The sequence below is a fragment of the Paenibacillus polygoni genome (genome assembly GCF_030263935.1).
GTDB lineage: Bacteria > Bacillota > Bacilli > Paenibacillales > Paenibacillaceae > Paenibacillus > Paenibacillus polygoni.
Map to the genome: position 1 here is coordinate 4,237,501 of NZ_CP127162.1, position 26,231 is coordinate 4,263,731.

Here is a 26,231-nt window from a genome sequence, read left to right on the forward strand (position 1 = left end):
TCAAGACCTGGTAAGGTTCTTCGCGTTGCTTCGAATTAAACCACATACTCCACTGCTTGTGCGGGTCCCCGTCAATTCCTTTGAGTTTCAGTCTTGCGACCGTACTCCCCAGGCGGAATGCTTAATGTGTTAACTTTGGCACCAAGGGTATCGAAACCCCTAACACCTAGCATTCATCGTTTACGGCGTGGACTACCAGGGTATCTAATCCTGTTTGCTCCCCACGCTTTCGCGCCTCAGCGTCAGTTACAGCCCAGAAAGTCGCCTTCGCCACTGGTGTTCCTCCACATCTCTACGCATTTCACCGCTACACGTGGAATTCCACTTTCCTCTTCTGTACTCAAGTTACCCAGTTTTGGGTGCGACCCGAGGTTGAGCCCCGGGATTAAACACCCAACTTAAATAACCGCCTGCGCGCGCTTTACGCCCAATAATTCCGGACAACGCTTGCCCCCTACGTATTACCGCGGCTGCTGGCACGTAGTTAGCCGGGGCTTTCTTCTCAGGTACCGTCACTCCTTGAGCAGTTACTCTCAAGGACGTTCTTCCCTGGCAACAGAGCTTTACGATCCGAAAACCTTCATCACTCACGCGGCGTTGCTCCGTCAGACTTTCGTCCATTGCGGAAGATTCCCTACTGCTGCCTCCCGTAGGAGTCTGGGCCGTGTCTCAGTCCCAGTGTGGCCGATCACCCTCTCAGGTCGGCTACGCATCGTCGCCTTGGTAGGCCTTTACCCCACCAACTAGCTAATGCGCCGCAGGCCCATCCATAAGTGACAGATTGCTCCGTCTTTCTTTCTTCTCTCATGCGAGAGAAGAACCTATCCGGTATTAGCTACCGTTTCCGGTAGTTATCCCAGTCTTATGGGCAGGTTGCCTACGTGTTACTCACCCGTCCGCCGCTAAGTCTCAGAGAAGCAAGCTCCTCATTGACTCCGCTCGACTTGCATGTATTAGGCACGCCGCCAGCGTTCGTCCTGAGCCAGGATCAAACTCTCCAATAAAGATTTTTCGAGCCAGACATCCCTTGAATTGCTTCAAGAAAATATCTAACCTTCAAAACATATCGAAAAGAGCGATAAGCTCATTTAGAAAATGCTGACGAGAACTTAACGTTCTCTATTCAATTTGTTATGACCAACAAATTGAATTTGTATTAATTCACTCACGAGTTTTACTTGCGTAAAACTCCTCGTTGTTCAGTTTTCAAAGATCAATCTTCAATGTGAAACTTGATTTTTGTCGTTCGCTTATTTCAAGCGGCGACTTTTATAATATAACACATTGCCATTCATTTCGTCAAGCACTTTTTTTAAAAACTTTTTTCAAACTTTCTCAATGATTTAGTCCATGTAGTATGTCTAACCTGAAAGTTTGTCGCCTTTTTAACGGGCGATTTATAATTTATCATATTAAGAAGGGATGAGTCAAGCTATATAACTAACTTTTTTTAAGATTTTTCATCTCTCCTACTTCAATAGCCCTGTTGTACATGTAACAAGGAGATTTGTTAGTATAAAGAGCTGTACACCCGCTTATCCTCTCACACTTTACAAACTTATTTGATAAAAAAAGATAAGAGAAGATCATCCTCCTCATCTCCTCTATCTTTAACATACGAATTCGAATCAATTCACAAAGTATCGAATCTCTCTCCCGCTTTCAGTTAATGAAGGGATCCAGCTGCCTGTTTCCTTAATAATGGAACGATGCACTAACTTACGCAGCATGAGCGGGAGCTCCTCATGAAAATACATAAGATCTGGATTCATCATTAACTCAGCTAAACTTACAGGATGATTGCTTTTGCGAAGAACTTCTAATAATAACTCACAACAACCTTCCATTTTGGACATGACCGAAAACTCACAGGCTAACAAAGTTAATTCCACACGTTGTTCCAAGGTCTCTTCACTCGCTATAAGCTCGTCATATAACTTATATACCGCTCTGTCCATGTCTCTGATCTGTGCCCATACAGCCTGCTCGGGAGGAGTCCCCCTCTCAATTACTACGATTTTTGCCCAATGTTTGAGTGATTTCAGAATACTCTGGTATGCATCAATTACCTGTCCATCTGCGAGCCAACGTTTTGCCTCAATACAAGTATTTAAAAAACAAGAGTACTCGTAAAACATTTTTTGCTTACGCATCTTACTGCCAAACGCTAACACAGAATCTCTAAGTAAATGAATTTTCTCGTCTCGATCCCATAAGATATCTCCATCCATAAAAGCTTCCGTTACACTTCGCTCTTCTCCTGTTATCAAATCTCGATTAAGCTTCACCCAGTCCATGTAAACAATCTGGTAACGGAGTTCACCTATAATAGAGTGTCTAATTTTATTATGCAAAGAGCTGTCTTCGTGCAAAATCAACACGTACACTTCAAAATCCTGCATAAGAGATCCCTGAAAATGCTCTCCCGAATGAGGGTACGCAATAGCTCCAACGACGCCCTGATTATCCGACTCTTCGGATAGAAAAGACAAATTAGTTAATTCCACGCTTTCCCTCCATACAATAAATGGTGATTTTTTACCAATTAAGTTATAATATAGTTCTACATTCTACATAAGAACATAGGTTTCCTGCTATACAGTAAAGACAACTACTCTTACGTTAGGAGCATTGATAATGATTTTTAAATCAGCTAAGATTGAAGCCTTTCGAACCTGGGGATTGCTGCTGACCATGATGGGAATGGGACTTATGGTACTTGGTACAGCAGGTATTGTTTTTTTTGGTTCCGCTGGTAAGATCGCCGCAGGTATTGGACTTGTTATTGGTCTGATTTCGATGATGGGAAGTCTCGGGATCTATTTTTGGGCCGGTATGATGTCTGTCAGTGCGGTTCAGATCGAGTGCCCCGAATGTCATAAACTTACTAAAATGCTGGGTAAAACAGACCGCTGTATGTTCTGCAAAACAATCATGACGTTTGACCCTGCTCAAGCAAACATAACAGCAGACCAACTTAACGTCCAAAAATCAAGATCCTAGCAATCATCTCCTACAGAAAATAATAGCTACACTCTTTATACACAAAAAAAGCCGTGCCAACTCTCCTAGGAAGAGAAACACTCCCGTTGTTAGACACAATCTAACAAATCGGAGTGTTGCTCAAGAAGGAGCCGCAGCACGGCTTTTCTATATTATAAGATCGTATTAGTTCATATGAATTCGGTTTAGTACAGCCCAGGCGCCTTCATTCGCAAAACTTCTGCTCCAAGATGCGACTCCTGCTAATTCCAGTTTTTTTGCCAGTTCAACTCTTGCTCTAAGCGATGTCTTATCTTCAAGCCAGATTTTTTTAAGGACTCCTTGCTCCTCGTACTCTACATAATGCTGACCTGTATCTTCTAAATACTGAGGGGTCAGTTTCTGTGCCGAGATTATTTCCTGAGCAGTATCCATTCCAATTGCTTTGGAGCTCACTTTGACCTCTCCCTCAGTCATTTCCTCAGTCCAAACTCTTGTATAGGTCGGCACACCGAGCAGGAGTTTTCCCGCTGGTACTTCATCCTCATCCATAATTTTCGTCATCGCAGCTGCAGCCCACGGTATGGACGATACCGATCCGGCTATTGGACTTGTAGCCCAGTGCTCATCGTAAGTCATCACCATCATGTAATCAATAATCTGTCCAAGGGATCTGCGGTCAAGAAATTTACTCCATCGTTCACTATTTGATTTAGGTGTTACCGCTATCGAGAGCACTAAATCATTCTCCTTCGCATAAGGGCGAAGCTCTCTCATCAACTGAGTAACATTAGGACCGTCTTCTGTATATACATTCTCAAAATCAACATTAATGCCGTCCAGCTGATAAGTTTTTGCATATTCAATAATTTGGGTGATAATGGTGTTCCGCTTTTCATAAGTAGATAGCGCTGTTGCTGTTAGGTCAGCATCAAATGCATTACTTATGAGACCCCAGACTTCTATACCGAGTGACTTTGCTTTCTTCACATAAGCTAGATCGGCCTTACTTGCTACATTCCCTTTGTCATCTGAAATCTCGAACCATGTAGGACTAACTACATTCACACCTTTAAGAACAGAAAGATGATCTGGGTCAGCTGCTCGATTGTAAACTGCCTCCCATGTAAGATGAATCGTTTTATCTTTCCATCTTCGTTCTGCTGCTGTAGGCGCCACTTCCAGTTTCGGGACGGTTACCGTTTCTGCCTTTTTCACTTCACTAGCTAAAACATAACCCGTATAACCGCTGTCCATCTGCACAAATAGCCATTTTCCATCAGAAGACCATATTCTAACCCGGTCACCATGATTTATTTTTTTCACGGTCACCGCTTGATTGTTAGGTTTTTGATAAAGTGATATGCGTTCTTCTTGTTCTTTATGCTGGCCACTCCCTGCTACTACTGCATATTCTATGGTTTCACCTTGATTCATGAGCAAAACAGCTCCTGTGTCTGCGCTCTCATGAACGCTGATTCCGTACACTTCTTTCAATGCTTGTACAGGAATGTAAAGTTCGCCGTCCGTTTCTTCAGCTACGTTTTGTAAAATATAAGGCTTTCCATTTAGTTCTCCCTGTTCTTTCCCTTTTGTTAGCTGAAGCACCTTATCAGGGGACGTTAAAATAATTGTACCTTCTGACTCCTCGTAACGAATGGAAGGATCTACTTCCTCTTGGAGCACAGAAAGAGGGAGTTTCAAACTCTCCTTAGAGCCTTTTGCCTCCGCATCCATAAGTTCTCCTTGAACAAAGATTGGTTTTTCAAATCCTCTCCAATCCGTAATATCATCCACACTGCGAATCACAAAAGTCGTAATCAATAGGTAAGCAAGCGTGACGATACAACCTAAACCCAGGGCTTGTTTCCAAAAGGACGCTCTTGTCCCTCTTTTTCGTGTTTTTCTTCTCACCATGTAAGTATCCTCCATCTGATATAACAAGAGTAAAAACACAAAAGTTTTATAAAGAAATAAAAAACGCGAGAAATTCCAAAAAAGGAATTCTCACGTAATTGTAACAGTTTTCTGCTTACCTACAACTTTTACATACACCATAAAGTTCAAGACGATGACCATGCACTTCGAAATCCGTGCAGGCTGCGGCTTTCTCTTCTACGTCATGCAGTGAAGGATAACTGAAATCTTTAATTGTTCCGCACTTTTCGCAAATAATATGATAGTGTTCCGATATATTCGCATCAAATCGGCTGGAGTTATCACCATAAGTCAGCTCTCTCACCATACCTGCTTGTGTAAACATCTTTAAGTTATTATATACAGTGGCCACGCTCATACTAGGAAATTGAGGTTCCAGCGCACGATAAATTTCATCGGCAGTTGGATGTCCCATTGATTCCATTAGATAATTAAGAATCGCATGGCGTTGAGGCGTAATGCGGACACCAGTCGTTTTAAGTTGTTCTAACGCATGTTGGACACGTGTTGCCATAAGCCCACCGCCTTACCTTTCTTACACTCGCACCCTTACTAGGGATTAAATATTTAAATTATTAGACAAAATTTTTCCAAGTTAAGTGACAGACTTCATATTTATTGTAAATTGTTATTCTTACCGTTGTCAACGCATATAGGAAAAGGAAAGGTACATTAGACAAAAAAGAATTAATCTGAGTATAAGATAAATAAGAAAATACTCAAGCAATTAGAGTTCATCCCGCGGAGTTTTTTGCTGTTCTTTAATATCCTCCGTGATTTGGGTCTGATTGATGATCAAATCGCTATTTCCCTCAACTTTGATTTTATACTCCCCTTCACCAACGGTTCCTTGAATTTCTCTGTTCTTAATGATAAATGGCAATTCACTATTTAAGTTGCCATATGTGCTGGAACCTTCAAGGGTATAGTCTCCGTCATGAGGTAATGATAGATTAATATCCCCTACTGCACTATATATATTCCAATTGCCACCTACCATACTTGATGTTACCTGAACGGCTCCGTTCAATGTTTCCAGACTCAGATCCTGTAAAGGATTCATTACTTTTATATTCCCATTACGTGTTTTTGCTTCTATATCTCCTACAATACCGGAAGCCTGGATATGACCTACCTGTGTCGATAAACTGATTTCTTTGGATACATCTTCCGCTCGGAGATCTCCTCTATTCGTATCTAACGAAGCACTTCCTGTCACATTAGCAACCGATATATTTCCGTTTAGTGTCTTAGCACGTATATCACCGATAGCACTATGAATATAAATTTTACCGTTACCCGATTCGACATTAATGTTGTTAATCGCTTGCGGTCGGTCCATGTATATAGCACCGTTAGACGTTCTAACCTCCAGATCAAATCTGCGGTCGTCTGGGATGGTAATCGTCATATTGAGTCTTGGCTGGCGTTTCGATTCACTCCCATAACCTTGGGGCGAGGTAGAAACGTGAATGGTCTTACCTTCGCTCACCTTCACCTCTGAAGCTTCTGCTACTGCCTCTGCTTCTATTTCTTCTACCTGATCTACCCATACGATGGTGTTAATCTGAATTTCGTCCACATCGCCTCGATTCACTCTAATATCTCCGTTAACATTCTCAACAAGAACAGATGCAGTACTCATCTCTACAGGAACAGTAATGGTATCTTTGACAATCCGATTGTCTGCAGCTTCACTATAATCCATCGATGCAGAGGTAAGGTTCAAGCTCACTCTGTTCCATAGATGAGTGTAATGGTCTTGCTGTGTTACAACAAAGATACAAGCGATAAGCGTAACGGAGAAGACGATCCCTTTAAAATCAGGCTTAAATCTTGATTTATATTTTCTTTTACTGGAAGGCCGAAGTTGTTGATGCAGAATAAATGAAATAATAAATTCAATTCCCCATACTACTAGAATAAACGGCCAGTATCTTAAAAGTTCAAATGTATACTCCGTCTGATCAATCTGATCAAGGAGCAGAAGAGTGCCCGTTACCATAATAAATAAAGCAGCTGTATATCGACCAATTCGAATCTTATAAGGTAATGCCACTCTTTTCTTTTTTTGTTTTTTCCAAAAGCTCAGGGATAGTAAAATCTCTCTAACGAGAAGAATACCGCCAATTAAAATCAAGATAACGGCTGTACCCGTGGTTCCATATAGGGCAATGTACTGCTGCAACCACCTTGGTCGCTGAATGAACAGCACCATTAAAGTTCCGCCAAAAATAAGGAGTATTCCGAAAGAGATTCCTCGTTCCCACGCTAAAAATCTAATATGAGGAGCTAAAGTTTTGTCCTCATCATCGCTCTGCCCCTGGGGCCTGCGTTTGCGCATTACAATCTGATCTGCAAGCTGGAGAACTTCATAAATATTAATGAAATAGAGAACAGGAATAAGAAGACCCAGCAATATGAGCAGCGGTACATTAATTTGTATCCCGATCGTAGAGAAATAAAGAAGTGCTGATAGATCAAGTAACAAGAGAAAAATAAATGTCAGGCCCTTAATGTATACACCAAGATATAAATGACCCAAACCCGGTAATAAAGCAGATAAAAGACCTGCTATAAACTTATGTTTTTTTCGTGTAAATCGTCTTGATGAGCCAGATTGCATGGAAGGCTGCATGTGAATATCCACCTCCTGAATAACAACAATGAACGGTAAGTCCATTTTCTTTTTGATACTACCCTATTCTCTATTGTCTGTAACTGGAAATCAAATGGTATTTATTAGTCTAGCCCTTGTAAATAGGATGATTTTTAAAATAACATAAAAGAACTGTTCAGTAAGTCTGAACAGTTCTTTTATATGATCTTTATAAGATTAAAATTATAGCCTTTTTATGAAAAGAAATCTTCTATTCTACTGAAATTGAGCGAAATTGATGCCATTCCTGCAGCTTCGTAACAAGAGACACTGTATTAAAACTGTTAGGGACTAGCACATGAAGAGTAACCTCAACATGCCTTTCTAACTCTGATCGATAGTTTGATGAACTGATATCCAGATCATTTACTGTCATTTTACGAACGGCAATCTTCTCTTCCTCCATAAAATGAGAGATCTTCTCGATCAGTACAGGTGTAGATACCGCACTAAGTGTAATAATGTGTGGTTTATTCGCTTTCAGATAACGTCTCTCCACTTTATTAAACACCCAAAGGTTTAGAAGGACTAATACGGTGGATACGATAGCAGCAAAATAAAATCCAGCACCTACGGCAAGTCCAATACCCGCAACTACCCAAATAGAAGCTGCCGTTGTAAGTCCTGTAATAGACTTTCCTGTAAATAAAATGGTCCCCGCACCCAAAAAACCAACCCCTGTAATTACAGCGGCCGCTAAACGGGCAGGGTCCATACGTACATTTGCTTCATTCGCGAAACCAGCAAAACCATAAGCTGATAATAACATAATAAGTGTAGAGCCTAAGCAAACTAAAATATGTGTCCGAAAACCAGCTGCATGGTTAGACCGCTCTCTCTCAATTCCAATTAATCCACCAAGTGTCATTGCTGCGAGCAGCCTTAAGAGGATATCCCATTGTCCAATGTACCATGGATCGCCCATTTTATCTTACCCCTTCCGTTAAACTCATCCAGTATTAGGAACGATCGTTTATCCTATTCAAATGAAAAGTCGTTAATTCCACTCCAGGAGCAACCTCCTGCGTTTCTACGGGTTTAAATCCGTATTTTTGATATAAGTTCGAAGCGGGTATATTCTTAAGACCTGTTGAAACGATCATTTTGGGTACATCCCGGTAAAGATCCAGTACATACTCAATGAGCTGTCCTGCGATCCCTTTACGAAAATGAAGCGGATGAACCATCATCCGGGAGATCGTTCTTGTCCCTTCCTCTTCTGTCTCTACCGCTATCGCTCCAAGTAGTTCCATATCATCTGTTATATAACCAAAAAACGATTCACCGCATCCCTGAATCGTCTCTACGGTATCTAAAAGCGGCGGAATTTCGTTAAAGCCAATCCACTGTGCTTCGAGGCGATATGCCAAATGCTGAAGTCTCCAAATCTCAAGGACCAGATCTGTGTCCTGCAAAGAGATGGGTATGATTTTGCCTTCCATCTAAGCTAGTTCCTCCTACCATAAAAGAAGCCCGTCATCATAGACGAGCTTCTATCAGTATATTCAAGCATAACCTAGCGGCTTAAAACTTCAACAAGCAGTTTATTGGCTAGTCCAGGGTTTGCTTTCCCCTTACTTTCCTTCATTACTTGTCCAACTAAGAAACCGATCGCTTTTTGCTTTCCTGCTTTGTAATCCTCTACGGACTGCGGATTAGCTGCAACAACCTGTTCAACAATCGTCAGAATGGCTCCTTCATCACTGATCTGTACGAGCCCCTTCTCTTCTACAATCTGCTTAGGAAGTTTGCCGCTTTCGAGCATTTCCTTAAATACGGTCTTGGCAATCTTGTTGCTGATCGTTCCCTTCTCAATAAGACCGACCATTTCCCCAAGACCTTGTCCAGTCAACTGGAGTGCTGTGATTTCTACCCCTTCACTGTTAAGGTAGCCAAGCAAGTCGCCCATAATCCAGTTGGATACGGCTTTTGCATCGGAAGTGTATTTCATGCTGTCTTCAAAAAGATTAGCAAGATGCACAGAGGAAGTAATGACGTCCGCATCGTAGGTTGGAAGGCCATATTCCGAAGTATATCTTGCCTTGCGCTCATCCGGAAGTTCTGGAATCGAAGCCCGAACGCGGTCTTTCCATTCCTGACTTATATGAAGAGTAACTAGATCCGGATCCGGGAAATAACGGTAGTCATGAGCTTGTTCTTTACTGCGCATGGATAACGTTTTACCAGCAGCCTCATCCCAGCGGCGTGTTTCTTGAACAATCTCTTCTCCGTCATCAAGCAGTTCCGCTTGGCGAATCTCTTCGTATTCAAGTCCACGCTGCACTCCGCGGAAAGAGTTCATGTTTTTCAGTTCTGCTTTTGTTCCGAGTTTGGTCTCACCAAAAGGACGAAGACTGATATTAGCGTCGCAACGCAGCGATCCTTCTTCCATCTTCACATCAGATACATCGCAGTACTGCATAATAGCACGGATCTTTTCTAGATACGCACGCGCTTCTTCTGGAGACGAAATATCCGGTTCAGATACAATCTCAACAAGCGGAGTTCCCACACGGTTGAAGTCAGCAAGCGATGCATATCCGCCGTCAACGTGCGTCAGCTTTCCTGCGTCTTCTTCCAAGTGCAAACGAGTGATACCAATGCGTTTTGTTTTGCCATCTACTTCAATGTCTATCCAGCCATTCTCACCGATAGGCTGATCGTACTGTGAAATCTGATATGCTTTTGGCGAATCTGGATAGAAATAATTCTTACGGTCAAATTTACTTACATCCGCAATAGTACAGTTAAGAGCCATCGCTGCTTTCATGGCATATTCCACTGCTTGACGGTTAAGTACCGGCAGTACTCCGGGGTGTCCTAAACAAATCGGACATGTATGTGTATTAGGCGGTGCTCCAAATTCGGTAGAGCAGCCGCAGAAAATTTTGGATTTCGTATGGAGTTCAACGTGAACTTCCAGCCCAATGACAGTCTCATATTTCTTGGATGACATATTCTATTTCCTCTCTTTCCTCTGTGAATTACAGCTGTGGACGCTGTTTATGGTAATCGGTGTGCTGCTCAAAAGCATGGGCTACACGCAGAACGGTTGACTCGTCAAAAGCCTTTCCGATAATCTGCATACCAACAGGCAATCCATCTGCAAAACCACAAGGGACGCTGATCGCTGGAACACCGGCGAGACTTACAGGAATGGTAAGAATATCATTTAGATACATCGTCAGCGGGTTATCCACTTGAGAACCAAGTTTAAATGCGGTTGTCGGAGCAGTAGGCCCGATAATGACATCATAGTTTTTAAACACTTCATCAAAATCATTTTTGATCAAAGTGCGTACTTTTTGAGCTTTCAAATAATATGCATCATAGTAACCTGAGCTAAGTGCATAGGTTCCCAGCATAATACGGCGCTTCACTTCTGATCCGAAACCTTCACTGCGGGAACGGTGATACATATCCAGCAGATTGTCCGGATTCTCAGCACGAACGCCGTAACGTACTCCATCAAACCTTGCGAGGTTAGAGGAAGCTTCAGAAGAAGCGAGCAAGTAGTAACTTGCTACTGCATATTCGGTATGTGGAAGAGAAACTTCTTCCCATGTAGCGCCCAGGCTTTCAAGCACTTTCAGGCCAGCCATGACCGTTTCTTTAACCGATGCATCGACACCTTCTCCTATATATTCCTTGGGAACCGCAATTCGCAGCCCTTTCACATCGCCGGTCAAAGCACTGAGGAAATCAGGTACTTCTACATTAGCTGAAGTAGAGTCCATTGCATCATAGCCAGAAATGGCTTGGAGTACATAAGCCGAATCTTCCACATTTTTGGTAAGCGGTCCAATCTGATCAAGAGAGGATGCAAAAGCTACGAGTCCAAAACGAGAAACACGGCCATAGGTAGGTTTGAGTCCAACCACGCCGCAGTAAGATGCAGGCTGACGGATCGAACCTCCTGTATCAGAACCTAGTGTGAAATAAGCTTCACCCGCAGCCACAGCTGCAGCTGATCCACCACTGGAGCCGCCAGGTACATGATCTAAATTCCAAGGGTTACGTACGGGATAGAAACTGGAATTCTCGTTGGAACCCCCCATAGCAAACTCATCCATATTTAGTTTGCCGAGCGTAATCGTATCGGCTGCTTTCAGCTTTTTAACTACTGTTGCATCATAGACAGGGTCGAAATTTTTCAAAAACTGACTGGCACATGTAGTTCGAATACCTTCAGTTACGATATTATCTTTGATTCCTGCAGGTAGTCCAAACAGCAAACCTCGCTCTTCACCAGCCGCAAGCTTGTCATCAAGACGTCTTGCAGCCGCTTGTGCTCCTTCTTCATCTAAAGTCAGATAAGCACGAACCTGTTCTTCTACTTTGCTGATTCTTGCATAAGATGCAGCCACTAATTCAGAAACTGAAAACTCCTTGGCATGCAGCTTATTATGTATTTCAGGTAATGTAAGATTAAGCAAACTCAACGGTATTTACCTCCCTATGGTATCTATTCAAGTATAGCCGGAACTTTAATCTGACCCTCTTCTTCATCCGGCGCGTTCAGCATCACTTTTTCTATTGGCAAACTTTCACGTACTTCATCTTCACGCATTACATTGGATACATGCAGTACATGTGTAGTCGGCTCGATCTCATCGGTGTCTAGCTCGTTCAGCTTCTCAGCATACTGCAAAATCGCGTTCAATTGCTCCGTTAGCTGTGTTTCTTCCTCATCGCTTAGGTTAAGACGTGCCAGCTTTGCTACATGCTGGACATCCTGATTCGTAATACTCATACTAAGTTCGTTCCTCCTTCAAATTAACCCTATCTATTCATATTGTGTCCATTTTAACACGTCCATGCAGTGAATCAAATGAAATCGTTATAAAGAAACAAAAGGAGCCGGAAAATTGATCCGGCTCCTTACCATTAAATCCATGCACGTAGATTAACTTGCTTTATAAAATCCGCTTGTGACATTGGTTCGTTCGCGGCCTCTTCTTCCTCTTCCACTAATTCCAGTTCATCGCCATTTAATAACTGACGGAACAACTTCTCATTATGTGTGGCCAGTGCGTAATCAATAAGGGCATCCCTCTCAATACGCTCTGCTTCCTGTCTCAAGATTTGTTCTTCCGGTTCGATATCACCTGATGGAACAAAAAAGTTGCGATTTACCTGAGGAACACGAATCACATAGTCAAAAGCGTTATCTGGATTCCGATCATAAGCAATAATATAACCGTAATCTCCTACAGGAAGATTCTGCTCAAAGGCGTCCGCGACGATGATAATCTTTTCCCCTAAATTCAGCATCGTCTACCTCCTGATTCATTATTGTCTGTATAGTCTACTAAAAAAAAGTAACGATGTCTATGGAAAGAATCGCCCCATACAAGATAAAAAGATAGATAAAGATAGATAAAGATAGATAAAGATAAAGAGAGCTACATAAAAAAAGAACGCAAACCGGGACGAATCCTCAGTCTGCGTGCTTGTCATAGTTGGGTGTTTCTAATAAAGTTCATTCTACTCATTAACAAGAGCGTTGTCCATACTTTTTGAAGAAAAATGTCGGATTCTCTACTATTTTTAGCGAGAAGCACGAACATATGGATTATTTTGTTTCTCAAATCCGATAGTCGTTTTCGGTCCATGACCGGGATATACCACAACATCCTCATCAAATGTATAAAGCGTATTCTGTATGGAATCAATCAACTCTCGCTCACTGCCTCCAGGAAGATCCGTACGTCCAACACCCGAACGGAATAACACATCTCCGGCAAAAAGATCTTTACCGCTAAGCAGACTCACACTGCCTGGGGAATGTCCTGGAGTGTGGAATACTTTAAAGGTATGTCCTACTAAATTCAGAGTCTGACCCCCAGCAAGGTCATATTCCGCCGGGCCTGTCATGAGCGGTTCCGTCACATCAGGCCAGCGAAGCGATCCATTCCATTTAGGAGATTCCAGCCATTCTGCTTCCGCTGCATGCAGATAGACAGGGCACCCTTTCCACTTCCGAATTTCTTCTACACCGGCCATATGATCAAAATGAGCATGAGTAAGCACGATGGCTTCAATCTCAAGATTCTCAATTGCCCGGACAAGCGGCTTAGGATTCATACCTGGATCAATAATAAAAGCTTTACTCGTATCTTCTCCTTGCACCAGATATGCATTGGTTTGCATTGGTCCAAGGTTAAATGTTCGTATATTCAGCATCTAAAAACCGGAAATCAGTTCACGCAGCTCACGTATAATCGCTGCCTGATACTCCGTACCCTCCCCGTAACGTTGTATAATTTCCTTGCGTGTTTCTGTAAGTTTGTCCTGATAATCTGCCGCCTCAGGATCTTTATTCTCTGTCTTAAATTGAACCATCGCCTCCTGCACATGAGCAGGTCGAGGTCCCCAAGTTCCAAGCACGTGACCGCCAGAGTCAGCAAAGATAACTACCGGAATCGAACGTCCTCCCAAGGTTAAAAATTGATCCATAATTTCAAGGTGATTCTCCATAATCAGTACTTCTGTAGGAATTCCTGTAATCTCCATTGCTTGGAATACAACCGGAATATTACGAACAACATCCCCGCACCAATCAGCCGCCAGAATAAGAACACGCAAATCATCACGATAATTTAAGCTTTCAAAGAATGCCTGATCTTCGGCATTTGTCCACTCAAACCGTTGATACCAATCCTGAAAAGCCTCTTTATTCTGAGTCATGTTCGAAACAAATTCTTCTGGTGATAATCCTTTACCGAATTTATGCGATAAATTTGGAGCCATGAGAAGCACTTCCTTTCCGTTTCAGAATGTGATCAATTGATATAATGATTACATATAAACCAAATCGATAAAATACAAACAGAAAAGGGAAATATGAGCATCCTTACCTTATATAAATACGGAGAATACCCTGTATAGATCAAAGCCTCTTCTTTTTCCATCATATCATGAAGTTCTTATTTTCTTCTACCAAGACAGGTTTCCACTGCAGCTCCGTCCGCATATGGTACAAAAAAGGAGGTCGATGGCATGAATCACGCTGCCCGTCCCGGACAGACCGCTCCCTACGCGAAAGGACCCAAGACGAAGCTGCCCTCAGCTCGAAAAATCCGCAGGGCTTGCAACAAAGAATTGTACCGGACTATCAAGCGACTCAAGGTTTATATTGCACCAGACCTTGTAACACAAGGAGAAAATCTATATTACCGAAAAGTGATCGGCAACCTAATCTGGGTGAACGAAAATCATAATAACCGAAAAGCTCAGTGTGACTGGTGGGACAAAGATGTACTCCCTGAGCTTGCCGCACTTTGGGATATCCCAGAAGCCAAACTTTCCGCCGCATTTCGGGATTCCTATGGAGGTTAATCCCTGCTCCTTATGGCGAAGGTTCTTTTTCTCTCCGGTTCATCAGTGCGGTGGCGTCGAACAGGTAAAGCCAGGGCTCCCAGTAAGATAAGAATCATCCAGAACACCGTATAGCTAAAGTCAAAATCAATCCCGCCATGCAGGATAAGAAGCAGTCCGGCAGGTAAGAGTTCCGGGGCATGCCGCCGCAAAAGTCCTCCTATGTAGATAAAGAGACCCACCATTAGCAGCAGCCCTATTAAACCGGTATCGAGCCACATATCGAGATATGCGCTATGTATTTCATTCCCTGCATACGGAGCTGATTGTACCGTATGCACGGCATGTTTCCAGGCATCCCCGCCATGGCCCAGCCAAGGGGAGTGCAGAGCAAATCTGGCTGCATCTTGCCACATCACCTCCCGGGAGACCCAAGTCTCTCCGGAGGTTATTCTTGCGGATGCAGTGCGGATTACGAGCCAGGCGCAGCTGGCAAGGCTCGCTGCACTTACTGCGGCAGCGGCCACCCTCCGGCCGCGCGCAAGCAGTGCATGAAGCAGCAGCGCACCTGTGAGCGCTGCGATCTCTCCCCCGGCCAGCCACAGCAGGCCGGGGGCGGTTGCCGGCGCCAGGCTCGCGCCGGCAAGGGCTCGGTGCGTGACTGCCGCCGCAAGAAGCGGCGCAGCACCCGCACCGAGCAGCAGCAGGCGCTGTCCGCGCTGCTGCAATAGGATCATTGCGGCGGCGCATACGCATGCCGCCAGCCAAGCACCGCGCGACTCGCTGAGGAGAAGCGCGGTTGCCGCTGGATATAGAGCAAGAGAGGAGACGATCACTTGCTCCCTTGCCCCTTTTCCACTGCTTCTAAAGCCAGATGCTGCCGCCCTAAGGCGCTCCAGTAGAAACATCCCAACAAGCGCTGCATAGGCATTGGGGTATTCAAGCACCCCGGATAATCTTGCTCCCGCAAAGCTAATTAACGGATCATCCGTACGCATAATGGTATAAGGCAAGACAAACAAGCCGCATACAGCAGATAAGCCGCTGATTACAAGAAACCAGCCTGTTACCTGAATACTTGCAACAAGCCATCTTTTTCCGTGACGTTTTGTGCCAAGTAGAAAACAGACTGCCGCATAAACACTAATAAATCCAAACCGGATCATATTATGAAAAGTCCCTTCGAGACTGATTGGATTTCCCGATACGAAATGGACTGCATATATAACAGATAGAAGCAGAGGAATCACATATAAAAAAGTTCCTTGGCCGTAAAAATGATCATACCAAAATCTACTTCTCTTTCTTAAATTAAGCCATACATATAAGTACATAACAAACAGAGCACAAAGCAACGCTCCTCCAAGTTTATATACATCCTCTATATAAAAAAGGCCGCGGTCTATGATTCCCATTACGAGTACAAAGCCAGTAAGAACACCTAAAACTGAATATAACCATCGTTCTTTTTTCGCAGATTGTCCTCTTAACTTTTGATGTATCATGAGCTGAACAATCCCTCTTTTCCTTCCTATCTACCTATCTACTATTCCCTATAAAAAAGAGATCAACCCTATATTAGGATTGACCTCTTAACTAACATTTTGTTTTATTCTACACCATCTACGATGTAGGAAGCAGATCACGACAAGCCCGTTCCAGGTAAGGATCGACATGCAAAAAGTCCCGGTAAGCCTCGTATTCTTTCCACAAGACAGCCCGATCGCCTGCTTGTCCGCGCACTGCTCGGATCAGAATATTTTTAGGTGTATGTTCCATATCTATAAACTCCAGCAACTGAGTTCGATATCCCATCATATCAAGTAATTTCGCTCGAATGGAATCTGTAGCAAGAGCAGCGAAACGCTCTTTCAGAATGCCGTGGGACAATAATGGATTCATAACGGAAGCTTCCATCTGCGCAAACAATTCATGCTGACAGCAAGGTACCGATAAAATAACCGAAGCACCCCAGCGAACTGCTTTATCGAGTGCGGCATCGGTTGCCGTATCACAGGCATGAAGCGTCACTACCATGTCTACTTGTTCGAGCTCATTATATTCCGCTATATCCCCTACCAAAAACTTCAGATTCTGATATCCCAGATTTTTGGCGATCTGACTGCAATGTTCAATGACATCGGCCTTCAAATCAAGACCAACAACTTGAATTTTCCGTCTTTGCTTCACTGCCAAATAATGATAAAGGGCAAACGTCAGATACGACTTACCACACCCAAAGTCCACGATTGTGATCGGTCTCTCCTCCGGCAGACTAGGCAGAATATCCTCAACCATTTCTAAAAAGCGATTGATTTGCTTGAATTTATCATATCGGCGAGCAAATACTTTTCCTTCCTCACTCATGATACCGAGTTCAATGAGAAAAGGAATCGGTTTGCCATCTTCAAGTACATATCTTTTTTTACGATTATGTGAAAGGTCAATCTCCTTTTTGGACGGAGAACGCGTTAGAATGGACACCTTGTATTTTTTACTAATTAAAATTTGATAGTCCGCTTCTGGTGTACATAGCATACCTTGTCTAAAGGTTTCCTCAAACATCGCAGTCACAGCCTTAACTGCCTGCTCTGGTTCTAAATTTTCATGAATTACCTTATTGTTCTGATGATATGCAAACTGATAGTGCAATTTATTCTTTAACAATACAGGTTTAATCTGTACTTTTGAATAAAGCTGGCCTTCTCGTTTGCGTAATTGGCTGAGTGTAGCATTGATCAGTGCCTGCTCTTCAAATATATCTGTAATTAATTTTCGTAAAGAATCCAAAATGGTACATCTCACTTTCTATATAACTTTATCTTAGTAACGATAACATATTAAACCATTATGTTCAGTAAGTTTATTTTTATCACGGAATGACCGAATCATACTACTTTCTTTGCAAATGATGAAGTCCTTCTTCTACCTCTTGACGAGGCAGTCCACCTTGTTTAAGCTTCCCATCTTCCAGTTTCAAAAGACGCTGATAGAATAAACGTGCTTCTTCTTTGTATTGTTCTTCAAGGTCACGGTCCACCAAACGATACCAACTATTCTCAGCTTCCGCATATTGGCCTATTTCTTCATGGTATAATGCCGATAATCTTTCCGTTTTGTCCGGAAGTTCATATCCTTTCACTTTCACATATAGCTGCTGAATTCGTACCGGTGCTTGCAAAATATCCGGATTTGCCCCATTCAGCATACAGTACAGATATAAATGCAATGCTTTCATATACCGAATTAAGCCTTCATCTGTGTGTCCTTGATCCTGATAGATCTCGCCTTCTTCTTCTAGAATGCGGGCAACCTGCTGAACTTGATCTACTTCGATCCCGCTACCTTGACGGAAGAAATCAATGATATCCTCGGTAGATAATGAATTCAGGAGCTGAGAATTTAAACGAAACTGGCGTTTCAGCCACTCATCGAGTTCCCATAAAGCTTCTATGTGTTTTTTCTTCTGTTTGAGTTCAAACACTTTACCGATCATGCTGGTCATTTCCTCCACCATACGAAGGAGATAATCTCTTCTGAACATATGGATTTTCACTCCTTAAACAGCTTATCCGTACTGTATGTATTGATTTTACCTGCATTCATACGAAAAAGCCAAACCACACAAAAAAGCGAACAGGTTCTATCCTTCACCTGTCCGCTTCCCTTATCTATTCTAGATTATTATTTTATATTCTTATCCAAAAATTCTAAGATTACTCGTGTCAGCTCATCAGGTGCCTCTACCATACTCATATGTCCAGCACCACGAATTAGAGCCTGTGTAACTCCTTCACCCTCTGCCGTAAAGGTTCTATCCGGCGGTACGACTCCATCGGATTCTCCCGCGATAAGCAAAACGGGGACACTCGATTTCTCTAGAACATGACGCCGATCAGGACGTTCTCTCATAGCGATTGCGGTGCTTGATGCTCCCAGCGGAGAAGTACGATATCCAATCTCCTGAATTTTGTCGATTACACTGGACATTTGTTCACGATTTTCCTCTGCAAACAAACCCGGTACAAGAGAATCCACAAAATTTTGAATTCCTTTTGATTGAATGGTAGAGACGGCTGCTAATCTTTTCTCTTTTGCTTCTTCGCTGTCTGGATAAGCAGTGGAATGGACAAGTCCAAATGCCTTTACCCGTTCAGGGTAACGTTCCGCTATAGAAAGAGTAATGTATCCGCCAAGTGAATGACCAAATACACTTACCTTAGCTAATTCAAGTGCATTTAACACTCCGATTACGTCGTCCGCCATCTGATCTATGCTGTAACTGCTATTTGGAGCATCTGACTGACCATGTCCTCTTAGATCAGGAACAATGCAGCGATAATTCGCTGTGAGCTCAGGCAATATCTCGTCAAAATAAGCCGAGCTGCCGCAAAAACCATGTAATAATAAGACGGCCTCTCCGGCTCCTTGATCCTTATAAGCAATGTTCTGGTTTCCAAGTTCCACTTTCTTCATCAGTTACGCCTTCTTTCTGTTAGCAGTATATAGCCGTATCAAAATTAAAACACCTGGATTAGACTTATCTATTCTATTACTCTTTTTATGACCTATTGAAACACTTGTCTTATCTGTAATTATTTCCTAGACCTTAGCAGCTGATTCATTTACTTGACTCATTCTCGTATAGTCCACACCCGCTTTAGCAGCGTCTGCAATCTGTGCTGCCATATTCATTACCTGGAAGAGTGAGGTCATCTGCAAGATGGAGTACGGTCTGGGACCATTTTTATTTACAATGCCGGCAATACTATAATTCCCAACAGGAGGCAGTTGTCCTTTTACGGACTGTCCCGGGAACAAGGCAGTTGACTTACTTATAAATCTGCCTATATTAGCTGCGTCTCCAAGACAGGCATCTATAGCAATCACGATCTGATTAGGAGGAATCTCTGCAAGATACGACTCTAGGTTCGTTGCATCACAAGGACTTGAGAGCGTGCCGATCACTCTTGTAAAACCATGGTCACACAGATAGGTTCCGGTCAGCGGACCAAGTGCATCGCCAGTAGAGCGATCTGTTCCAATACATACGAAAGTAATCTCTTCTTCCTTGTGTTTGGTATATATTTGTTTAAAAAAAGAGACAAGCTGATCCGCTGTTACCGCGTTCCCCACTGACATTCCGCTCCGAGAAGTAGGGGGAGTGAATTTAGACAATACCCGTCATCTCCTTTTCGTGTCTTCTTTTTCTTTCTATCCTGCTCCTTACATGATACAATACGAACAAACTTTACTGTACCGAAAGGAATGGACGGAATATGGATTTATCTCAAAAAAGCCCGGAAAATATCGAATACATGATTGAAGCTATTAAAGAAAAATTAAAAATGGCGAGCGCTTCTGCTCTGCAATCTTCTGCTTTTTCCGTGGAACAATATGATGATATCTATGACCTATATGATGTTGTCAATTCAAAAACAAATCTTAGTATATCAGAAGTGGAAGCGCTAGTGTCTGAGCTTGGTCGGCTGCGCCGCGTGTAACACATGCATCATAAAATATAAAAACAGCTCTGTGCTTACGATGGCATATAGATCATTTCCTTAATTAGGAAAAAGTCTATAGGATCCACGTTAAGTTTACAGAGCTGTTTTTATATAATAAAGAAAGAAGAAACGTTCTACATTCTATGCATGGGATTCCAGTATGAAAGCAGATTCTGCTTTGCCTACCACATTACGTGCGTCATTCCGAATTTCTCCGGGGAACTGCTCCGTAAGGCGCTGCAGCGTCTCTTCATTGTCATAACCAATCTGTGTAAGAATGGATTTCACAATAAGTCCCCACTCTTCGTCTGAACCATCCAGTACTTTAAAACTAATACCTAATCGTTCCTTCCGTAAAGCCAAACAAAATACACCCTGAAAACCGCCTTTGGCTACAATATTATCATCATGGAGCAGGACAGAGTCAACCCGGCCTGTTCCTCCGACCATCTCGGGGGCTCTATTCATAGCTGCAGTAATCATCTCTGCCGCTTTGCGGGTTTCTTCATCTTCTATGAGATCAGGGCAAGCCAGTTTGAGAAATCCCGTTGCCATGGTTGAAATAGGTAAGGCGAATACGGGAAATCCACAGCCGTCCACTCCGGCTGCCATATCACTTGGATCAATTTCACCTAGTTGAGATATCACTTGTTTAATTTCTTGTTGAACCGGATGATTCGGATCAGCATAGGAAGCAAGATCATATCCTTTTAACTTACTGTACGCAAGAACTCCCATATGTTTACCTGAACAATTGTGAAGGAGTCTTCTCTTATCTCCTTGTTGCCGAATATACTCTGTACGGCTCTCCTCATGCAGAGGAAAACTTGGGGCACATACGAGTCCGCCTTCATCCAGGTTTATCTTTTCTTTCATTTGCTCTAATGTATTTCTATGAAAAGCTTCTGATCGATGGGAAGATACCATAAGTGCGATTTCTTCTTGGCTAAAATCGTATGCATCTACAATTCCTGCCCGAATTCCGGGTATGGCTTGAAGCGGTTTTGCAGCAGAACGGGTAAATGTCCTGAAATGAGGATCGCCTGCCGAATAAACAACCTGCTTCTTATCATTCACGATACATATATGTCCTCGGTGTGCACTTTCAAGTACACCCGAACGATATTCCTGTATTAACGTTGTGTCTGTCATGCTGGTTCTCTCCTTCTAAGTAAAGGGACCTATTCTTCATGTGACAGGGTCCCTACGTTCACCATAATACAGTATAGTACAAAGATGATATTTTGACAGAGAAAATAGGTAAACTATTATGAAAGGTTCATATTTAGATTGAAAGTTTCCACTGTAAAGGAGCTCATTAAAACATGCGAAAAATTAAAAACCATTCGTTATTATGGACAATTATCGGTCTTGTTGCAAGTCTCAGTATTATTTTCCTAATCGCTTTTCTAATGTACATCGTGGGGATGGACCGTATACAACAACTTGATATTCGTATTCAAAAGCTGTTGTTTCCTTCTGCAAATAGCTCGTATTACACTCTCCTCCCTCTTATGCGGGCTGTCACTTCCTTTGGGTCCTTTCCTTATTCTTTATTGGTGGCACTTGCCTTCGCTTGTTATTACATAATCTACCGAAGTCGTTATCTGGAGGGAAACATCGTACTCCTTAGTTTTCTCGGAATGTGGGGAATAAACACCCTTAGTAAATTTATTGTGCGCCGAGAGCGCCCGGACCTTGACTTTCTTATCAACGTCAGCGGATATAGTTTTCCAAGCGGACATGCCATGGTTGCTGCTGGATTCTACGGTACCCTGCTATTAATCGCAATCTATTCGAAGAAACAGAAAAAAGGAGATCCCACTTTACTAGCCATGATGGGTATCTCTGCTATTCTCTTGCTTGGATTTAGTCGTATTTATCTTGGTGTCCATTACCCTTCCGATGTGTTAACTGGATTCATTTCGGGGAGCGTATGGTTGGTTTGTATAAACCAGGTCTTTCGAATAGAATTTGCATCCTCTCCCTCTGCAAAACACTAGATGTTACCATCCTTGTTTCAATACTGGCAAGGGACGTTTATATATCGAATAGCAAGGCAAATGATCAAGCAAAGGAGGCGATTGTTATGTGGGCCATCATCTTAAGTATCGTAATGGCGATTCTTATTGGACTTATCGGCGATGCTCTCGTTGGCCATCACATGCCAGGCGGTATTTTAGGATCGATGATTGCGGGTTTAGTCGGTGCTTGGATCGGTTCGATGCTATTCGGTGACTTTGGTCCCGTCATCGCTGATTTTGCCGTCGTCCCAGCCATTATCGGAACAGCTGTCTTTGTTTTTCTTCTCGGACTTATTGGAAAGTTGTTTAGAAAAGCAGCTTAAAGGGGTAAGAAAAGAACAAGAAGTAATGAACTTATAAAAATTATAAATTAGAGGAGCGATTATGATGAATCAAAATGACATGGACTACAATAGATCAATTTCGGACTACAGGAACCAAGATACGGGAAATAGCAGCAGCTTTTCAAAAGGGTTATTTATCGGAGGACTCATTGGTGCTGCAGCAGCACTGCTTTTCGCACCGAAACCGGGCCGCGAACTTCGCGGTGATTTATCTTACCGAATGGGCGAAGTATCCGATAAAACGAAAGAAGTGGCTTGTGTAGTTGGCGATAAAGCTTCTGAAATTGCAAAAACAGTTTCTTCTAAAACTACAGATTTGGCTAAAACCGTTAGTGATAACACTTCTACTGTCCTTTCCAGTGTGAAACAAGCAACTGCTGACGTAACGGATGAAGCTAGAAAAGCTTCTCAGAATGTAGCAGAGGAAGCAAAAAAAGCTTCTGAAAATGTAAGCAGCGAAGCACAGAAATCTTCAAACAACATTGCTAACGAAGCAAAAAATGCAACCTCTCAGGTTGCTGCAACTTCAGAAAAAGCAGCGGGTGAAGCGAATCGTGAACTGAATCGCAGTTCTAACCATTCATCCACTAACCATTAATCTCGATCATTCATCTACGTAGCGTATAGCCAGCTGTATACAGCTGGCTATTTTTTCATCATTTTAACGATACGGCTTAAAGGAGGAGAATCGATGAGTACGATGAACATAAACACAGATAAGAAAAAAACGGAACAAAAGGCGATCGTAAATGATCATCCTTTTGAGCTAAGACATGAAGTAAAGAATCTCAATTCACGTCTTGATGGAATCTATAAAGCAATGGAAAGTGTAGAATTTAAAGATTTGTTGGAAAACTACAGCAGTACAAAAAGACGCCTTATGTCCAATTTCACTGCTGGGATTGCTAGGGGTTTAGGCATGTCTCTGGGTACTGTAGTTGTACTCGCTTTATTAGGATGGCTACTCAGTCTAATTGTGGATATGAATCTGCCAGGTATCGGAAGATATATCGCTGAACTGCAAGGTTATATAGACCAGGCCAAATAAATAATTTCTACGATTTCGGACATCATTTATATTATTATAAAAAGCCTTATCATTATCTACCAAAGATAATGATAAGGCTTTTTAACTTCATTCCAGACTCTTCCTTTTTCGAGCCTTGCCAGTTTTGATTCTGAGAATATCCCCTGTCCAGCCTTTAAAATACATCCATAAGAGCATGCCTACCATGCTGAGTAAAGTAACCGTCATTGTCACGGTAAATCCCCATGGCGTCGTAATCCAAGGTAAATTCTCAAAGTTCATCCCCCAAATCGCACCTACCGCAGTAGCTGGAGTAAATACAGAGGTGACAATAGTCAGCGTCTTCATAATATCGTTTCCTCGAATGGAGGAGGAAGCATCATCGATGGAAATGAGTGTATCAATCTCTTTTTCATAGTGTTTAAACAGACTATCCATGCGTTTCATTCGGTAGTAAAGCTTATTATAAGACAATCTATCCTTCAAATTCAGCTCATAGAAAGCTTCATTTGCTGCATACATCAATTCCTGAAAAGAAATAAATTGATTACTCCAAAATAACAATTCAAACCGCGCGGTCAAAATTTTATCCATTAAGGTCCGGGCATTCTTTTCTTCCATACTTTTTTCTAACTTACGAAGATTGAGTTCAAATTCATCCATACCAATATGGAAATAATGCAGCAGCGTACGTGCTATAACAAATAATCCAGATATCGCATCTTCTGCTTCCGATAATACCATTAATCTTTCTTTTGAATAGAGCATCTTCCGGGTGCCTTCATCTATGTTTAAGGTAACCAGCGTCCCCGTCTCAACATAGAAATAGAATTGGCTTTCAATACCTTCTTCACCAAGGTCTTTTTTTATCGTATATAAGGTAGAACCAAATAACACTTGTTTCCCTTCTGCTACCGTTCGGGCTGATATATAATTTGACTCTAGATTGGGCAGTTTATCAAGCCACTCTGTTGCGCCCGGTAAAATTTCCCTAAGCTCTTTCAGTTCTTCACAATCAATATCGGTTACGTTATAGTTCCTCCACTGAAAGTGATCAAAGATCTTTACATCATGGCCCATTTTCTTTAAATCACGCTCTTCCACAGCAGCCCTTCCTTCCTGTTCCTTCTATAATATCGCAATAAAAAAAGCATGCCCGCATTCCGATGGAAATGCAGGCATGCTTCCAAACTTGATAAGTAAGTTAAAAAGAAGATGATTGCGACATGATCTGTTTTAATTTTTCCGTAGCCCTCTTCTGTATACGAGAAACGCTCATTTGGGAAACTCCTAGTTTCTGAGCAATAGCCCTTTGCGACTGCCCATCTTGGAACGCGAGCAGAAGTACTTTCTGTTCTTGTTCTTTCAATTGGTTCATCGCTTGCTGAAGATCCATGCGTTTCTCTACCGAATCATAATCATTCACATCGGAACTAATCAATTCACCAAGCGTAGCTGTACTCTCATCTTGTGATAACGGCGAATCGAGTGAGACATAATGATAAGATTCACGGCCTGCAAGCACCTCTACTGTTTCTTCAACGGTGAGATCCAGATAACTCGCAATTTCTTTCACATCAGGCGAACGTTCAAGTTTCATCGTCAGATCATCAATGGCGTGCTGTACCAGCGCACCTTTCTCTTTGATCCGACGTGGAACTTGTATGTACCAAGATTTATCACGAAGGTAATTTTTCATATGTCCAATCATGCTTTTCATTGCATAAGGCTCGAAAGGAATCCCCAAGGTTATATCATATTGACTGAGTAACCTAACGAGCGCCATTTGACCAGTTTGATACAAATCTTCATAGAGATCCGGCCTATTTCTAGATATTTTCCCAGCAGCCATTTTGACCATAGGCTCGTATTTCTTAATCAGTATGGTGGCAATTTCGTTATCTTTGGTTTGTTGATATTCCCAAATTAATCCTACTGCTTCATCCATAGACTCTTGGGGAGTCGACCGTTCAGTCATACTGTTTCCTCGCTTTTAGTGAGGCGTTTGGTCAGTACAACCTCAGTTCCTTTACCAGATTCACTTGTTACATTTACGTCATCCATAAGAGCCTGCATAAGATAAAAGCCTAGGCCACCAATTTGAACCTCGTTCAAATCTTTGTCATGCAGTGTAGCGACTCCTTCTCTTTGCTCAACACGTTCAAAGCTCTCCCCTTCATCTTTGACCGTAATAGCAAGTTCAGAATCGTCAAAATTAAAAATAACTTCTACAACTCCATTTTCCTCACCATAGGCATAAAGCACGGAGTTATTACATGCTTCTGAGACTGCGACTTTCATGTCCTCGATCTCTTCATAGGAAAAACCCATTTTTGATGCAATACCGTACAAATTAAGCCTAACAATATCAACAAAGTCGGCTGTCGCCGGCAAATTCAGTTTTACACTTTGTGATTCTGCTTTCATTTT

Annotated in this window: 28 protein-coding genes and 1 rRNA gene (1 of these 29 running past the window's edge); 7 read left to right on the forward strand and 22 right to left on the reverse strand. The window is 42.4% G+C overall.

Annotated elements, in window-relative coordinates; all coding sequences use genetic code 11:
• Positions 1–1,004 (reverse strand): 16S ribosomal RNA (locus tag QPK24_RS20330) (it extends 548 nt beyond the left edge of the window).
• A 624-nt stretch (positions 1,005–1,628) separates the two neighbouring features.
• Positions 1,629–2,507, reverse strand: a complete 879-nt coding sequence (locus tag QPK24_RS20335) for a nucleotidyltransferase-like protein (RefSeq protein WP_285744227.1) — start codon at positions 2,505–2,507, stop codon at positions 1,629–1,631.
• Between the two features lie 130 nt (positions 2,508–2,637).
• On the opposite strand from QPK24_RS20335, the gene QPK24_RS20340 reads away from it, so the two are divergent.
• Positions 2,638–3,003 (forward strand): YgzB family protein, encoded by a 366-nt coding sequence (locus QPK24_RS20340; RefSeq protein WP_285744229.1) that lies wholly within the window; start codon positions 2,638–2,640, stop codon positions 3,001–3,003.
• A gap of 165 nt (positions 3,004–3,168) precedes the next feature.
• Here the strand turns inward: QPK24_RS20340 and QPK24_RS20345 are convergent, their stop codons facing one another.
• The 11 genes from QPK24_RS20345 to QPK24_RS20395 form a co-directional block, all read right to left on the reverse strand.
• The gene (locus tag QPK24_RS20345) at positions 3,169–4,899 is read right to left on the reverse strand and encodes a glycosyl hydrolase family 18 protein (protein ID WP_285744231.1); all 1,731 of its coding nucleotides are present in this window, start codon (positions 4,897–4,899) and stop codon (positions 3,169–3,171) included.
• Between the two features lie 115 nt (positions 4,900–5,014).
• Positions 5,015–5,434 carry a peroxide-responsive transcriptional repressor PerR gene (gene perR / locus QPK24_RS20350; RefSeq protein WP_191804064.1) on the reverse strand — a complete coding sequence of 140 codons (420 nt, stop codon included), beginning with the start codon at positions 5,432–5,434 and terminating at the stop codon, positions 5,015–5,017.
• Positions 5,435–5,647: 213 nt separating this feature from the next.
• Positions 5,648–7,558: a DUF4097 family beta strand repeat-containing protein gene (locus QPK24_RS20355; protein WP_285744235.1), complete on the reverse strand. Its 1,911-nt coding sequence runs from the start codon at positions 7,556–7,558 to the stop codon at positions 5,648–5,650.
• 232 nt (positions 7,559–7,790) lie between these two features.
• The gene (locus QPK24_RS20360) at positions 7,791–8,504 is read right to left on the reverse strand and encodes an MgtC/SapB family protein (protein ID WP_285744237.1); all 714 of its coding nucleotides are present in this window, start codon (positions 8,502–8,504) and stop codon (positions 7,791–7,793) included.
• A gap of 34 nt (positions 8,505–8,538) precedes the next feature.
• Positions 8,539–9,021 carry a GNAT family N-acetyltransferase gene (locus QPK24_RS20365; RefSeq protein WP_285744240.1) on the reverse strand — a complete coding sequence of 161 codons (483 nt, stop codon included), beginning with the start codon at positions 9,019–9,021 and terminating at the stop codon, positions 8,539–8,541.
• 74 nt (positions 9,022–9,095) lie between these two features.
• Positions 9,096–10,535 carry an Asp-tRNA(Asn)/Glu-tRNA(Gln) amidotransferase subunit GatB gene (gene gatB / locus QPK24_RS20370; protein ID WP_285744242.1) on the reverse strand — a complete coding sequence of 480 codons (1,440 nt, stop codon included), beginning with the start codon at positions 10,533–10,535 and terminating at the stop codon, positions 9,096–9,098.
• Positions 10,536–10,563: 28 nt separating this feature from the next.
• Positions 10,564–12,021, reverse strand: coding sequence for an Asp-tRNA(Asn)/Glu-tRNA(Gln) amidotransferase subunit GatA (gatA, locus tag QPK24_RS20375; RefSeq protein WP_285744244.1), 1,458 nt, complete (start codon positions 12,019–12,021; stop codon positions 10,564–10,566).
• 23 nt (positions 12,022–12,044) lie between these two features.
• Positions 12,045–12,332, reverse strand: a complete 288-nt coding sequence (gene gatC / locus QPK24_RS20380) for an Asp-tRNA(Asn)/Glu-tRNA(Gln) amidotransferase subunit GatC (RefSeq protein ID WP_285744246.1) — start codon at positions 12,330–12,332, stop codon at positions 12,045–12,047.
• A 134-nt stretch (positions 12,333–12,466) separates the two neighbouring features.
• Positions 12,467–12,853, reverse strand: coding sequence for an ATPase (locus QPK24_RS20385; RefSeq protein WP_160035831.1), 387 nt, complete (start codon positions 12,851–12,853; stop codon positions 12,467–12,469).
• Positions 12,854–13,129: 276 nt separating this feature from the next.
• Positions 13,130–13,765 (reverse strand): MBL fold metallo-hydrolase, encoded by a 636-nt coding sequence (locus QPK24_RS20390; protein WP_285744250.1) that lies wholly within the window; start codon positions 13,763–13,765, stop codon positions 13,130–13,132.
• Positions 13,766–14,332 (reverse strand): thioredoxin family protein, encoded by a 567-nt coding sequence (locus tag QPK24_RS20395; RefSeq protein WP_285744252.1) that lies wholly within the window; start codon positions 14,330–14,332, stop codon positions 13,766–13,768.
• Positions 14,333–14,581: 249 nt separating this feature from the next.
• Here QPK24_RS20395 and QPK24_RS20400 point away from each other — a divergent pair, with 249 nt between their 5' ends.
• A complete protein-coding gene (locus tag QPK24_RS20400; protein WP_285744254.1) occupies positions 14,582–14,920 on the forward strand; it encodes a hypothetical protein in 339 nt (112 codons plus the stop codon).
• Here the strand turns inward: QPK24_RS20400 and QPK24_RS20405 are convergent.
• The 5 genes from QPK24_RS20405 to yyaC all read right to left on the reverse strand — a co-directional run bounded on the left by QPK24_RS20405 (position 14,917) and on the right by yyaC (position 20,077).
• Positions 14,917–16,404 (reverse strand): O-antigen ligase family protein, encoded by a 1,488-nt coding sequence (locus QPK24_RS20405; RefSeq protein ID WP_285744256.1) that lies wholly within the window; start codon positions 16,402–16,404, stop codon positions 14,917–14,919. The genes QPK24_RS20400 and QPK24_RS20405 overlap by 4 nt on opposite strands.
• A 118-nt stretch (positions 16,405–16,522) precedes the next feature.
• Positions 16,523–17,689 (reverse strand): class I SAM-dependent methyltransferase, encoded by a 1,167-nt coding sequence (locus QPK24_RS20410; RefSeq protein ID WP_285744258.1) that lies wholly within the window; start codon positions 17,687–17,689, stop codon positions 16,523–16,525.
• A 103-nt stretch (positions 17,690–17,792) separates the two neighbouring features.
• The gene (locus tag QPK24_RS20415; RefSeq protein ID WP_285744260.1) at positions 17,793–18,443 is read right to left on the reverse strand and encodes a DUF6483 family protein; all 651 of its coding nucleotides are present in this window, start codon (positions 18,441–18,443) and stop codon (positions 17,793–17,795) included.
• A gap of 140 nt (positions 18,444–18,583) precedes the next feature.
• Complete coding sequence (locus tag QPK24_RS20420; RefSeq protein WP_285744262.1) at positions 18,584–19,375, reverse strand: alpha/beta fold hydrolase; 792 nt, start codon at positions 19,373–19,375, stop codon at positions 18,584–18,586.
• Positions 19,376–19,501: 126 nt separating this feature from the next.
• Entirely contained in the window at positions 19,502–20,077 is a 576-nt protein-coding gene (gene yyaC / locus QPK24_RS20425; RefSeq protein ID WP_285744264.1) for a spore protease YyaC, read from the reverse strand.
• A gap of 101 nt (positions 20,078–20,178) precedes the next feature.
• Here yyaC and QPK24_RS20430 point away from each other — a divergent pair, with 101 nt between their 5' ends.
• Positions 20,179–20,403: a DUF1128 family protein gene (locus tag QPK24_RS20430; RefSeq protein ID WP_160035815.1), complete on the forward strand. Its 225-nt coding sequence runs from the start codon at positions 20,179–20,181 to the stop codon at positions 20,401–20,403.
• Between the two features lie 144 nt (positions 20,404–20,547).
• Here QPK24_RS20430 and QPK24_RS20435 read toward each other — a convergent pair whose 3' ends face one another.
• Positions 20,548–21,558: an asparaginase gene (locus QPK24_RS20435; RefSeq protein ID WP_285744267.1), complete on the reverse strand. Its 1,011-nt coding sequence runs from the start codon at positions 21,556–21,558 to the stop codon at positions 20,548–20,550.
• 173 nt (positions 21,559–21,731) lie between these two features.
• On the opposite strand from QPK24_RS20435, the gene QPK24_RS20440 reads away from it, so the two are divergent.
• From QPK24_RS20440 to QPK24_RS20455, 4 genes are all read left to right on the forward strand, one after another.
• Entirely contained in the window at positions 21,732–22,409 is a 678-nt protein-coding gene (locus tag QPK24_RS20440; RefSeq protein WP_285744269.1) for a phosphatase PAP2 family protein, read from the forward strand.
• An 86-nt stretch (positions 22,410–22,495) separates the two neighbouring features.
• The gene (locus QPK24_RS20445; protein WP_285744271.1) at positions 22,496–22,753 is read left to right on the forward strand and encodes a GlsB/YeaQ/YmgE family stress response membrane protein; all 258 of its coding nucleotides are present in this window, start codon (positions 22,496–22,498) and stop codon (positions 22,751–22,753) included.
• 61 nt (positions 22,754–22,814) lie between these two features.
• The gene (locus QPK24_RS20450; protein WP_407082932.1) at positions 22,815–23,372 is read left to right on the forward strand and encodes a YtxH domain-containing protein; all 558 of its coding nucleotides are present in this window, start codon (positions 22,815–22,817) and stop codon (positions 23,370–23,372) included.
• Between the two features lie 93 nt (positions 23,373–23,465).
• The gene (locus tag QPK24_RS20455; RefSeq protein WP_285744273.1) at positions 23,466–23,822 is read left to right on the forward strand and encodes a DUF5665 domain-containing protein; all 357 of its coding nucleotides are present in this window, start codon (positions 23,466–23,468) and stop codon (positions 23,820–23,822) included.
• Between the two features lie 87 nt (positions 23,823–23,909).
• On the opposite strand, the gene QPK24_RS20460 is transcribed toward QPK24_RS20455, so the two are convergent.
• The 3 genes from QPK24_RS20460 to rsbW all read right to left on the reverse strand — a co-directional run bounded on the left by QPK24_RS20460 (position 23,910) and on the right by rsbW (position 26,228).
• A complete protein-coding gene (locus QPK24_RS20460; protein WP_285744275.1) occupies positions 23,910–24,905 on the reverse strand; it encodes a magnesium transporter CorA family protein in 996 nt (331 codons plus the stop codon).
• 100 nt (positions 24,906–25,005) lie between these two features.
• Positions 25,006–25,779 (reverse strand): sigma-70 family RNA polymerase sigma factor, encoded by a 774-nt coding sequence (locus QPK24_RS20465; protein ID WP_285744277.1) that lies wholly within the window; start codon positions 25,777–25,779, stop codon positions 25,006–25,008.
• Positions 25,776–26,228 carry an anti-sigma B factor RsbW gene (gene rsbW, locus QPK24_RS20470; protein ID WP_160035803.1) on the reverse strand — a complete coding sequence of 151 codons (453 nt, stop codon included), beginning with the start codon at positions 26,226–26,228 and terminating at the stop codon, positions 25,776–25,778. Before rsbW ends, QPK24_RS20465 begins: the two co-directional genes overlap by 4 nt.
• Positions 26,229–26,231 lie beyond the last annotated feature (3 nt).

Coding starts and splice junctions, on each gene's coding strand:
- QPK24_RS20340 (WP_285744229.1), top strand. CDS start 2,638: ATGATTTTTAAATCAGCTAAGATTGAAGCCTTTCGAACCTGGGGATTG.
- QPK24_RS20345 (WP_285744231.1), bottom strand. CDS start 4,899: ATGGTGAGAAGAAAAACACGAAAAAGAGGGACAAGAGCGTCCTTTTGG.
- perR (WP_191804064.1), bottom strand. CDS start 5,434: ATGGCAACACGTGTCCAACATGCGTTAGAACAACTTAAAACGACTGGT.
- QPK24_RS20355 (WP_285744235.1), bottom strand. CDS start 7,558: ATGCAGCCTTCCATGCAATCTGGCTCATCAAGACGATTTACACGAAAA.
- QPK24_RS20360 (WP_285744237.1), bottom strand. CDS start 8,504: ATGGGCGATCCATGGTACATTGGACAATGGGATATCCTCTTAAGGCTG.
- QPK24_RS20365 (WP_285744240.1), bottom strand. CDS start 9,021: ATGGAAGGCAAAATCATACCCATCTCTTTGCAGGACACAGATCTGGTC.
- gatB (WP_285744242.1), bottom strand. CDS start 10,535: ATGTCATCCAAGAAATATGAGACTGTCATTGGGCTGGAAGTTCACGTT.
- gatC (WP_285744246.1), bottom strand. CDS start 12,332: ATGAGTATTACGAATCAGGATGTCCAGCATGTAGCAAAGCTGGCACGT.
- QPK24_RS20385 (WP_160035831.1), bottom strand. CDS start 12,853: ATGCTGAATTTAGGGGAAAAGATTATCATCGTCGCGGACGCCTTTGAG.
- QPK24_RS20390 (WP_285744250.1), bottom strand. CDS start 13,765: ATGCTGAATATACGAACATTTAACCTTGGACCAATGCAAACCAATGCA.
- QPK24_RS20395 (WP_285744252.1), bottom strand. CDS start 14,332: ATGGCTCCAAATTTATCGCATAAATTCGGTAAAGGATTATCACCAGAA.
- QPK24_RS20400 (WP_285744254.1), top strand. CDS start 14,582: ATGAATCACGCTGCCCGTCCCGGACAGACCGCTCCCTACGCGAAAGGA.
- QPK24_RS20405 (WP_285744256.1), bottom strand. CDS start 16,404: ATGATACATCAAAAGTTAAGAGGACAATCTGCGAAAAAAGAACGATGG.
- QPK24_RS20415 (WP_285744260.1), bottom strand. CDS start 18,443: ATGTTCAGAAGAGATTATCTCCTTCGTATGGTGGAGGAAATGACCAGC.
- QPK24_RS20420 (WP_285744262.1), bottom strand. CDS start 19,375: ATGAAGAAAGTGGAACTTGGAAACCAGAACATTGCTTATAAGGATCAA.
- QPK24_RS20430 (WP_160035815.1), top strand. CDS start 20,179: ATGGATTTATCTCAAAAAAGCCCGGAAAATATCGAATACATGATTGAA.
- QPK24_RS20435 (WP_285744267.1), bottom strand. CDS start 21,558: ATGACAGACACAACGTTAATACAGGAATATCGTTCGGGTGTACTTGAA.
- QPK24_RS20440 (WP_285744269.1), top strand. CDS start 21,732: ATGCGAAAAATTAAAAACCATTCGTTATTATGGACAATTATCGGTCTT.
- QPK24_RS20445 (WP_285744271.1), top strand. CDS start 22,496: ATGTGGGCCATCATCTTAAGTATCGTAATGGCGATTCTTATTGGACTT.
- QPK24_RS20450 (WP_407082932.1), top strand. CDS start 22,815: ATGATGAATCAAAATGACATGGACTACAATAGATCAATTTCGGACTAC.
- QPK24_RS20455 (WP_285744273.1), top strand. CDS start 23,466: ATGAGTACGATGAACATAAACACAGATAAGAAAAAAACGGAACAAAAG.
- QPK24_RS20465 (WP_285744277.1), bottom strand. CDS start 25,779: ATGACTGAACGGTCGACTCCCCAAGAGTCTATGGATGAAGCAGTAGGA.
- rsbW (WP_160035803.1), bottom strand. CDS start 26,228: ATGAAAGCAGAATCACAAAGTGTAAAACTGAATTTGCCGGCGACAGCC.